This window comes from Candidatus Cloacimonas sp. (assembly GCA_035403355.1).
GTDB lineage: Bacteria > Cloacimonadota > Cloacimonadia > Cloacimonadales > Cloacimonadaceae > Cloacimonas.
Map to the genome: position 1 here is coordinate 20,664 of DAONFA010000028.1, position 9,714 is coordinate 30,377.

A 9,714-nucleotide genomic window follows, 5' to 3' on the forward strand; every position below is an offset into this window, starting at 1 on the left:
TAGTAAAATACTTTGAGAGCGTTCACTTTACCTCAGCCCGTAAGTAAAATTTTGACTAACGGCTTGGAAGTTATTTCTGTGCAGGATAGCTCCAATGCTGTGCTTTGCTTGCAATTATACATTCGTACCGGTTCAGTTCAGGAAAATAAAAATCAGCGTGGCTATTCGCATTTTATTGAGCATTTAAGCTTTAAATCAACTTTGGATTTTCCCTCTAATGGTATCTCCCGTTATGCTTCAGGTTTGGGTGGAATGCTGAATGCTTTTACCGATTTTGATTGCACTTGTTACTATCTGATGCTACCTTCCGAAAAGCTTAAAGAGGGCTTGCATATTCTTGCTGAGCTTGCGTTTAAAAGCACTTTCAGCAAAGAAGATGTGGAAACGGAAAAGGATATTATTCTGGAAGAAATAAAGCAGTATCAGAATGATCCCGAAACCGATTTTTTAGATTATATTCAAAGCACTTATTATCAAAAAAGCCCGCTTAAGTATCAGATTTTAGGCAATCCCGATAGTGTTTCACAGGCAGATTTTGCTGCTCTGAGCAGATTTTATCGGCAGCGATATCTCCCTGAAAATTCCTTTCTCGTTATCTGCGGTGATTGTTGTGATGAGGAATTAAACGGTTATCTGGATAAATATTTTGCACCCTGGAAACAAGGTAATAAGCCAATTCCACAGCCCACAGAAATTGAACCCGAAATAAATGGTTTACGCTATTTTTGGAAGCAGAAAGAGATAAATGAAAAAACCCTTGCCATCGCTCTTCCGGAATTATGTGATAAACATCCTTTTGCCAATGCTCTTTTAATTGCTATCCGCTATTTGGCAATCGGCAAGTCGTCCCGTCTTTACAAACGCCTGGTGGAAGAAGAAAAAATCTGTTCCAGTGTAAAAGTAAGCTCGCTTTGCGGACTTCTTTCCGGTGCTTCAATTATATCTTTCACCCCTTTATCCGATAAATATCTGCCTGATATTGTACATATATTTAAAGAAGAGCTATCCTCTCTGCTGAAAAATGGCATTCCTGCAAACGAAATGGAGCTGATTAAAAAAGATATTATCCATAGCTGGCTGTTCAGTTTTGAAGGAATGGAAGACCTCGCTGGCTTGATAGCTACGGAAAGAATGGCAGGAGACCTTACGCGGTTGCAAAGTTACGGTGAGGAAATTGATTCTACAACTTTAAGTGCCGTGATGGATGCAATTCATAAATACTGGCTTCCAGCCGGGATGGCAGTTTACTATCAAAGTCCTGTTCAAAATCTAAACTTGATGCAGGAAGCAAATTCTCTAATAACTATCCCTCAGCAAATAAATTATTCTTCATCCATAGCTGCTTTGGCGGATGAGCCATCTCTAAAACTTGATTTTATTCCCCTGAAAGAAGCTGCAGGTGCAAAACCAGGGAAAATAATTCCAATCGCTGAAGACCTTTATACGATGACCCTTTCCAATGGTATGACGGTGCTCTTCAAGCAATTGAAAAACAAAAACATCAGCGGTTTTTCGCTTTCCAGTTCTATCAGCCAGATTTGTGAAACACCTTCCGAAATAGGTGCTAATTTCTTTTGCACTTCGCTGTTGCTATATCAAACTCAAAAACACAGTCATCAGGAGCTGCAACAATATTCCCGGGAAAATGGATTTAATATTCGCCTCATCCATCATTTGGATACTACCACTTTCAAAGGAAAATGCCAAAAAGAAAATCTGGATAAGGCATTATCTATGCTGGCGGAAATAATTTATCTGCCTCGTTTTGACAGGAATTATTTCTCGCTTTTAACTTCTGCCGCCTTAGATGAAATTCGGCGGGATCAAGATTATCCCGTTAATTATGCTTACCTGAACTGGTATAAAATGCTTGTGGGAAAACAAAGTAATCTGTTTCGCAGTTCCGGAACTCCTGGCCAAATTCGTGCCCTGCATATTAAGGACTTACAGCAATGGTATAATAACTGGAATATCGGCAGGGATTTCTGTTTGGCTATTGTCGGCAATTATCAGCCGGAAGAAGTATTAGAGCTTTGTGAACAAACCTTGGGCATCGCTCAAACCGAAAAACAAGCACTTATTCCTCATCCGTTATTTTCGCCTGAAGAGGTTCATTTTAAAAAGACCTGGCGTAAAACCGACCAGGCAATCATTTACACCGGTGGTTTTGCCTCTCCGGCAAACAACCGTGAAGAAAATACTGCCTTCTATGTTTTAGCTCAGATTTTGGGTGGGGACATTTCATCCCGTTTTTTTGATGTTCTGCGGGAAAAATACGGCTATGCCTATCAAACCGGTTTTGATTTTCATTCCTTGAACGAACTTGGTTTTTGGAATGCTTATGCCTTTTGTGATAAAAGCGATTATCGCAATTGCCTTGCCTTAATGCAGGAAATCCTTAATTCTCTTGTAGATAGAGGTGTGGATGAAGATGAACTGGAAAACGCCAAACAATATCTTATTGGAATGAACCGCTTTGAAAATGAAAGTGTTTCTTACACTGCCTCCACCCTATCCAATCTGGCAGCTTGCGGTTTTGAACCCGAATATTATCTCTCGCGGGAAGATCGTATCCGCAAAGTGGATAAAGAAATAATCCGACAAATTGCCCTCAAATGGCTGCTGCCGGAAAATCAATATACTTATTTGCTCTTGTAATTATGCTGAAACTTGGTATAGACATCGGTTCCCGGAACACAAAAATCGTTATCTATAACGATAGTGCAGAGAAAATTGAATACAGCGCTTGTCACAGCACTGAACTATCCATTTTGGAGGGAGTTAACCATCTTATAGCAGAAGGTTTTTCCGCCACCGGAATTACCGCTGATAGTATATCTGCTATCGGAGTAACAGGTTACGGACGCAAACTCTATCCTGAGGCAACTTCAGTCATTTCCGAAATAAGCTGTCATCCTGCCGGCTGTAAATACTATTTTCCTCAGATTAAAACCATTATTGATATCGGAGGTCAGGATTCCAAAATTATCACCTTAACGGATAGCGGAAAAGTTGCCGATTTTGTGATGAACGATAAATGCGCTGCAGGAACAGGACGCTTTCTGGAAATGACAGCTATGCGCTTGGGCTGTGATGTTTCCGAACTATCACTATTAGCTTCGCAATCTTCTAAAGTTATAGAACTTAATTCCACTTGCGTCGTTTTTGCCGAATCGGAAATAATTGGCTTACTTTCTTCTTCAATTGCTCCTGCAGAAATTGCTCGTTCCGTGCATCGGAGCATTGCCAAACGCATTTTAGCACAAATGTCAGTCGTTTGTTGGGAGCCTCCCTTAGTTTTTACAGGTGGCGTGGCTCTAAACAAAGATATGGTTCATTGCTTAGCCGATGTTTTAGGATTTGAATTACTTACGCCTCCAGACCCGGAAATCACTGCTGCCTTGGGTGCTGCTATTTTAGCCAAATGAAATTTGATTATCACCTTCATACAGAAGATAGTTACGATAGTTCACTTAAAGCAATAGATTTGCTCAAAAGAGCTATCCAATTAAAATATGATGAAATTGCCATAACCGAACACCTGGATTTGCTCCCTTTGGAAATGCGGACTTACGGTGTCCCCTCTTTAAATCGTTATTATAAAAGAATTAAAGAGTTAAAGAGTAGGACATCAGAAATAAATGTCCTTATCGGTATTGAAGTAGGTGATTATCAAAGAGTTAAGAACTATGCCTCAGCATTGGTAGAAAACTTTGCTTTTGATCTAATTCTGGGGTCAGTGCACTTTCTAAGCGATAATACCAATGTTGCAATTCCCCTGCCAAAACCTCTTTCCGAAGAGCAAGTAAAAGATTACTATCTGCAGAATTTAGCGTTAGTATCTTCTTGCGATATAGATGTATTAGCTCATTTGGGAGTTTATAAACGCTGCTATAATCATATTCCCGATGAAACTATTCATTATTCATTGCTCCACGATATTTTCCAAACTATGATTCAGCGTGGGATTGCTTTGGAAATCAATTATAGTCCCCTGCGTCGGGGTTATCCTTCTTTTATTCCGGAACTTCCTCTATTAGAAATGTATCTTAACTTAGGAGGAAAACTTTTTTCTTTAGGTAGCGATGCACATCAAATTGAGCATTTTGACCTCTATCGTGATACTATTCCCCAAAAATTCTGCACCTCTTATCGCTATCTGCAATAATTATCACAAATCCCTCCGCCCTCTGCTCTCCGCTCTCTGCCCTCTCAATCTTTTCTTTCGGTGTCCTCTGTTTTAAAAATTATTCCTATCTCTCTTTTGGCGCTAATAACTGAATCGGAGGCATGGACTGCATTTGTAGTAATTCCTTCAGCATAAAGATAGCGAATAGTTCCCGGTTTTCTTATAGCAGGGTTTACATCTCCGATTAAATCTCGTAACTGCTGAACAGCGTTTTCTTTCTGGACAATAATTGCCACTGTGAAGTCGGACATCATAAAGTTCAGCAAGTTCTCATAGAAATCCTTTCCCTGGTGTTCTGCATAAAAGTTTTCTGCCAGTTCCCTGTCAAAGCGAAAAAGCTTTAGAGCACAAAAATGAAAATCATTTTCTTCCAGAATAGTAATAATATGCCCTATATGCTTATTGCGAACTGCATCTGGCTTAATCAGCAGAAGTGACTTTTCCTTCATTTTGCCGTATAAACGGTTTCTATGTAGTCCAAAGCTGCAACTTTGATAGCGATATCACGATTTAGAACCATACTCATTTTAATTTTGTGTTTCAGGATATCAGTCCAAATCTCGTACATATCGTTGGGTTTAACTTCAATTCCGGTATAAAGTTTCAGCATATCCTGGTAAAAATCGTCCCGGTCGGAATCCACTCTGGCGATAACCAGTTTAGGGGTATCCGGGCAAACATCGTATTCCTTGTAACGGATATCCACAACTACATAGCCCAACTTTAGTAGGTTTTCATAGTTAATCTGTAAGTCCTCATGATTTAGCATTTCTTTATCTCCCAAGTTAAATAATTCTGGACAAAACACAGGATTCAAAATCCTTGTAAAACAATGAAGAAATCAAGCCCTGCTCTGTCAAGAAGAATTTATTGCCCATAAAGGAACTTAAAAAAATGCAACGCTTCAAACTTGTAAGTGATTATACTCCTTCAGGTGATCAGCCCGAAGCTATAGAAACCCTGATTAAAGGAATTGCAGAAGGCAAAAAGCACCAGGTTCTCTTAGGAGTTACAGGTAGCGGAAAGACCTTTACAATAGCTAATGTAATTGAACGCTTGAATCGTCCTACCCTTGTTTTATCACATAATAAAACCCTTGCTGCTCAGCTTTATGGTGAATTGAAACAACTTTTTCCAGATAATGCTGTGGAATACTTTATCAGCTATTATGATTACTATCAGCCCGAAGCTTACATTCCGGGTAAAGATATTTATATTGAAAAAGATAGCAGTATAAACGAACAGATAGAGAAACTTCGTTTGCGAGCTACAATGAGTTTAATGGAGCGAAGAGATGTTATTATTGTTTCTTCCGTATCCTGTATTTATGGTCTTGGCGTTCCGGAAGAATATCGCGAAGCGCTAATTTCCCTGAAAAGAGGGTTGAAGATGGATAGAGAGGATTTGATCCGGCAATTGGTTACCGCTCATTACAGTAGAAATGATATTGCCTTTGAGCGAGGTGCCTTCAGGGTTAGAGGTGATGTAGTAGATATTTTTCCTGCCTATCTGGAACACTGCTTACGCGTAGAATTTTTCGGGGATGAGATTGTGCGTTTGGAAAAGCTGCATCCTATTTCCTGTCAAAGTTTAGGGGAAGTAGAACAATACGATGTTTACCCCGCAATTCATTTTTTAATGAATGAAGAGAAATTGCGTAAAGCCCTCATCAGTATTGAACAGGAAATGAATGAACGCGTTGCCTGGTTTTTACAAAATCAAAAATATCTGGAAGCAGAACGCTTGAAACAACGCACTGCTTTTGACTTGGAAATGTTACGCGAACTGGGTTACTGCAGTGGTATTGAAAATTATACCAGGCACTTAACAGGAGCTAAGCCAGGAGAGCCACCAAACTGTTTACTGGATTATTTTCCCGAGGATTTTCTGTTTGTTATTGATGAATCCCATGTAACCATCCCGCAAGTGCATGGAATGTTCGGAGGTGACTATACCCGCAAAAAAAACCTGGTGGAATATGGCTTCCGTCTGCCTTCAGCTTTTGATAACCGTCCTTTGCGCTTTGAAGAATTTGAGAAGTATATGCATTCTGTAATCTTTGTTTCTGCTACTCCTGCGGATTATGAATTGGGCTTAACTAATGGCGAAATTGTGGAACAGGTTATTCGTCCAACCGGTTTACTTGACCCGGAAATTGAAATTAAGCCCATTAAACATCAGGTAGATGACCTCATTACTCAAATCAGAGAACGCATTACTAAAAAACAAAAGATACTGGTTATGACTTTAACCAAAAGAATGAGTGAAGACCTCAGCATCTATTTGAATAATGCTGGAATCAAAGCTCGCTATATGCATAGTGACATAGACAGCATTGAACGCGCTAAGATAATCAGGGACTTCCGCTTAGGTGAATTTGATGTGATTGTGGGAATTAATCTTTTAAGAGAAGGTTTAGACCTGCCGGAGGTCTCTCTGGTGGCTATTTTAGATGCCGATAAAACCGGTTTTTTGCGTTCTACCCGTTCCTTAATTCAAATCTCGGGACGGGCAGCCAGAAATGTTGACGGTAAAGTGATTTTCTATGCTGATGAAATTACCGACGCCATCAAACAAACAGTTCAAGAAACCAATAGACGCCGCGCTAAACAACTTGCTTATAATGAAACCCACGGAATTACTCCTCAGACCATCTTTAAAACAATTGACCAGATTATGCAATCCACTGCCATCGCCGAGGGCTATGATAAAATTGGCAAACAGACAGCCATTGAAAAACCCTCCGCTAAGGACTTTATGGAATATCTGGAACTGGATAATAAAGATAAAATAATTGAACTTCTGACCAAAGAAATGAATAAAGCTGCTACGAATCTGGATTTTGAACGAGCAGCGGAAATAAGAGACCGCATTTGGGAACTGCAGCAAAACCAGTGAAAAAGCGAGTTGGCGAGATAGTTATTTTTAGCCACCGAAAACACCGAATACCCCGAAAGATTTTTTACAAAGAGAAAAAGAGAGAAATTGAGAATGAATTTAGCGAGATGGCGAGATAGTGAGATGGCGAGATGGAAAGAGAGAGTGAGAACGAAATATATTTTTTACAAAGAGAAAAAGAGAAAAAGAGGATTTTGAACAAAGAGAAAAAGAGAAAAGAGAGATTTAATTGAGAATGGAGAATGGAGAATTGAGGGTGAACGGTGAAAGGTGAAGGGTGAAAGGAAAACCTGGCTATTCATATCATTTATAGAAGCATATTCAAGTTTATAAATCCCTAAAATCCATTTAATCCTGTTCATCCCATACCTATTAAATCCCATAAATCCCTATAATCCTGTTCATCCCAGACCTATTAAATCCCAAAAATCCCTATAATCCTGTTCATCCCATACCTATTTTTTTCTCTCCGCTCTCCGCTCTCCGCTCTTTGCTATTTGCCCTCAGCTCTTTGCCCTCAGCCCTAAGCCCTCTGCCCTCTGCTCTCTGCAATAAACTCATACAGCAAATATCCATTCAGCATATAGAGAACCTTATCAAATTCTCTGTCTCCGGGGATAATGATATCGGCATTTTTCTTGGTGGGCTCAATAAATGCCTCGTGGGAGGGTTTAACTGTGCTTACATATTGTTCCAAAACGCTTTCCACATCTCTTCCGCGTTCTACAATATCTCTTTGCAAACGCCTGGCTAAACGCAAATCCGAATCTGTATCCACATAAATCTTGAGGTCGGAAAGAGCTAATAATTCAGGATAATACAGCCCAAAGATACCTTCCAGAATAATTACATCTGCAAAAGCAACACAGGTTTTACCTTCTTTGCGGCAATGCGTGGCAAAATCATAATCCGGAATATCCACTGCTTTACCTTCCAGCATAAGTTTCAGGTCAGAAACCAAATAGGGAACATCAATAGCATCCGGATGGTCAAAATTTACTTTTGCTCGCATTTCAGGAGAAAGATGACTAAGGTCTTTATAATAGTTATCCTGAGCCACGATAACGGTTTTTAAGTCATTTAACCGTAATCCGATTGCTTTGGCAATTGTGGTCTTACCGGAACAGGTTCCACCTCCAATAAGAATTAAACGCACATTATTGGTTTGGGGCATTGTTTTCAATCCAGCTGTTTATTTTTGCTAATAACCCATTTTCCACTTTCTCCTGCGTAAAATTAGCAAAACAGAAAGCACTTAATTTAGTTGCATATTCATTCAATCTATTAGCACTGCGGAAAAGGTCTGTTATTTTATCGGATAAGATGCTAAAGTCATCTGCTGCAAGATAGCTATCTTCCGGCAGAGGAAAATCCTTTATTGCCGATAAAGTGCAAACGAGGGTTTTGCGATATTGAGCACAAGTTAAAATCCTGCTTTCCGTATCCGGTTTATTTAGAGGTAAAAGCACAAATAATGCCTGCTGCAGTAATTGCTCTCTGTTATTATAGGAAGCATAAGTTATCCTTCCGCTGCAAAGGTCTTGAAGCTCATCTCCCCCACACAGAATAATACTTATTTCCTTTTCTACCATCTTTTGGGAAATGCGAGGATAAATCTCAGAGATAATGTTTTTCGCTGCAGTTAAGTTATCTTTGTTTTCAGGAGCACCCCAGAAAAGGATAAATTTCCTGTTACTTTCCGGTTTATCGGGTTCCGGCATAGCAGTTATCGGTAATGGAACAAAGTGAGAATTATTTTGCTTAAAATGATAGAGCCCATATAAATCATTCGCTTCACCAGGATTAGCATACAAACAAAATATCCCCTTTTTCATCAGATACTTATCCCAGGCAGTTTGCTTGATGTATTGCCAGAAATTATCGGCATTTTGCAGTCGTCTATTTAAAGTCCACTTTTCCTTTAATTCGGGCAACCAAATCCTTTCAATATCTATAATTAATTTACAATCCGGTAAAACCTTCTTTGCTAAATGCACTAAAGGCAGACAAGAAAACCCTGCAAAAAAGATTACTTCATAGCGTTTGCTATCCAGAATACTAATAAAACGCTCTTTCTGACTTTTCCCTATTAGATGATACCCTTCCGGTTCAAGTTTAGTCCCCGCTTTCAAACTTAAAGAATATAATCTGTCATAACCCGTATGCGCAGAAACCGGTTTTTCCAAATAAACGGAGCTTTTTAACAGTAGGAGGTCAGCATCAAAATTTTGGGATACAACATTCCATAAAAAACGCGAACGCTCAGCTCTGATTCCATCTTCTCTGGCAAAGGGCTCATCAATAAATAATACCTTTTTGGTTAACATAATTATTCATTCCTTCTTGAGTTCACTATTTTTGATACTGCTAACTCTGTCAAGCCCTGTGCATAGCTGATTATTTTTTTTCACGCAGATAGGATTTTAGAAACGAGGATTTCAGGATAAGGATTTTAGAAACAAGGATTTAAGGATTTAAGGATTTAGAGGATTTAATAGCTCTGGGATGGACAGGATTAAAGGATTTAGAGGATCTAATAGGTATGGGATGACTTGTGTAACCGGAACTTGCCTTGTACCGGCGGACGCCGTTCCGCCGTTTTTATTCGGCGCTACAGCGAGCGCCGG

8 protein-coding genes are annotated in these 9,714 nt (G+C 39.5%); 4 read left to right on the plus strand and 4 right to left on the minus strand.

Annotated features, from left to right (window positions below):
- Positions 1–12: 12 nt before the first annotated feature.
- The 3 genes from PLE33_07370 to PLE33_07380 are packed head-to-tail and all read left to right on the plus strand — an operon-like array spanning position 13 to position 4,168.
- Positions 13–2,658 carry a pitrilysin family protein gene (locus tag PLE33_07370; protein ID HPS61069.1) on the plus strand — a complete coding sequence of 882 codons (2,646 nt, stop codon included), beginning with the start codon at positions 13–15 and terminating at the stop codon, positions 2,656–2,658.
- Entirely contained in the window at positions 2,616–3,428 is an 813-nt protein-coding gene (locus tag PLE33_07375) for an acyl-CoA dehydratase activase (protein ID HPS61070.1), read from the plus strand. The genes PLE33_07370 and PLE33_07375 overlap by 43 nt, the downstream gene beginning before the upstream one ends.
- The gene (locus PLE33_07380) at positions 3,425–4,168 is read left to right on the plus strand and encodes a histidinol-phosphatase HisJ family protein (GenBank protein HPS61071.1); all 744 of its coding nucleotides are present in this window, start codon (positions 3,425–3,427) and stop codon (positions 4,166–4,168) included. Before PLE33_07375 ends, PLE33_07380 begins: the two co-directional genes overlap by 4 nt.
- 44 nt (positions 4,169–4,212) lie before the next feature.
- On the opposite strand, the gene PLE33_07385 is transcribed toward PLE33_07380, so the two are convergent.
- Positions 4,213–4,638: a nucleoside-diphosphate kinase gene (locus tag PLE33_07385; GenBank protein ID HPS61072.1), complete on the minus strand. Its 426-nt coding sequence runs from the start codon at positions 4,636–4,638 to the stop codon at positions 4,213–4,215.
- Positions 4,635–4,958 carry a hypothetical protein gene (locus PLE33_07390; protein ID HPS61073.1) on the minus strand — a complete coding sequence of 108 codons (324 nt, stop codon included), beginning with the start codon at positions 4,956–4,958 and terminating at the stop codon, positions 4,635–4,637. The genes PLE33_07385 and PLE33_07390 overlap by 4 nt, the downstream gene beginning before the upstream one ends.
- 125 nt (positions 4,959–5,083) lie before the next feature.
- Here PLE33_07390 and uvrB point away from each other — a divergent pair, with 125 nt between their 5' ends.
- Positions 5,084–7,087 (plus strand): excinuclease ABC subunit UvrB, encoded by a 2,004-nt coding sequence (uvrB, locus tag PLE33_07395; protein HPS61074.1) that lies wholly within the window; start codon positions 5,084–5,086, stop codon positions 7,085–7,087.
- Between the two features lie 523 nt (positions 7,088–7,610).
- Here uvrB and udk read toward each other — a convergent pair.
- Together udk and PLE33_07405 are read right to left on the minus strand one after the other, a co-directional pair.
- Positions 7,611–8,261 carry a uridine kinase gene (gene udk / locus PLE33_07400; protein HPS61075.1) on the minus strand — a complete coding sequence of 217 codons (651 nt, stop codon included), beginning with the start codon at positions 8,259–8,261 and terminating at the stop codon, positions 7,611–7,613.
- Positions 8,245–9,414, minus strand: a complete 1,170-nt coding sequence (locus PLE33_07405) for a hypothetical protein (GenBank protein ID HPS61076.1) — start codon at positions 9,412–9,414, stop codon at positions 8,245–8,247. Before PLE33_07405 ends, udk begins: the two co-directional genes overlap by 17 nt.
- Positions 9,415–9,714: the final 300 nt, after the last annotated feature.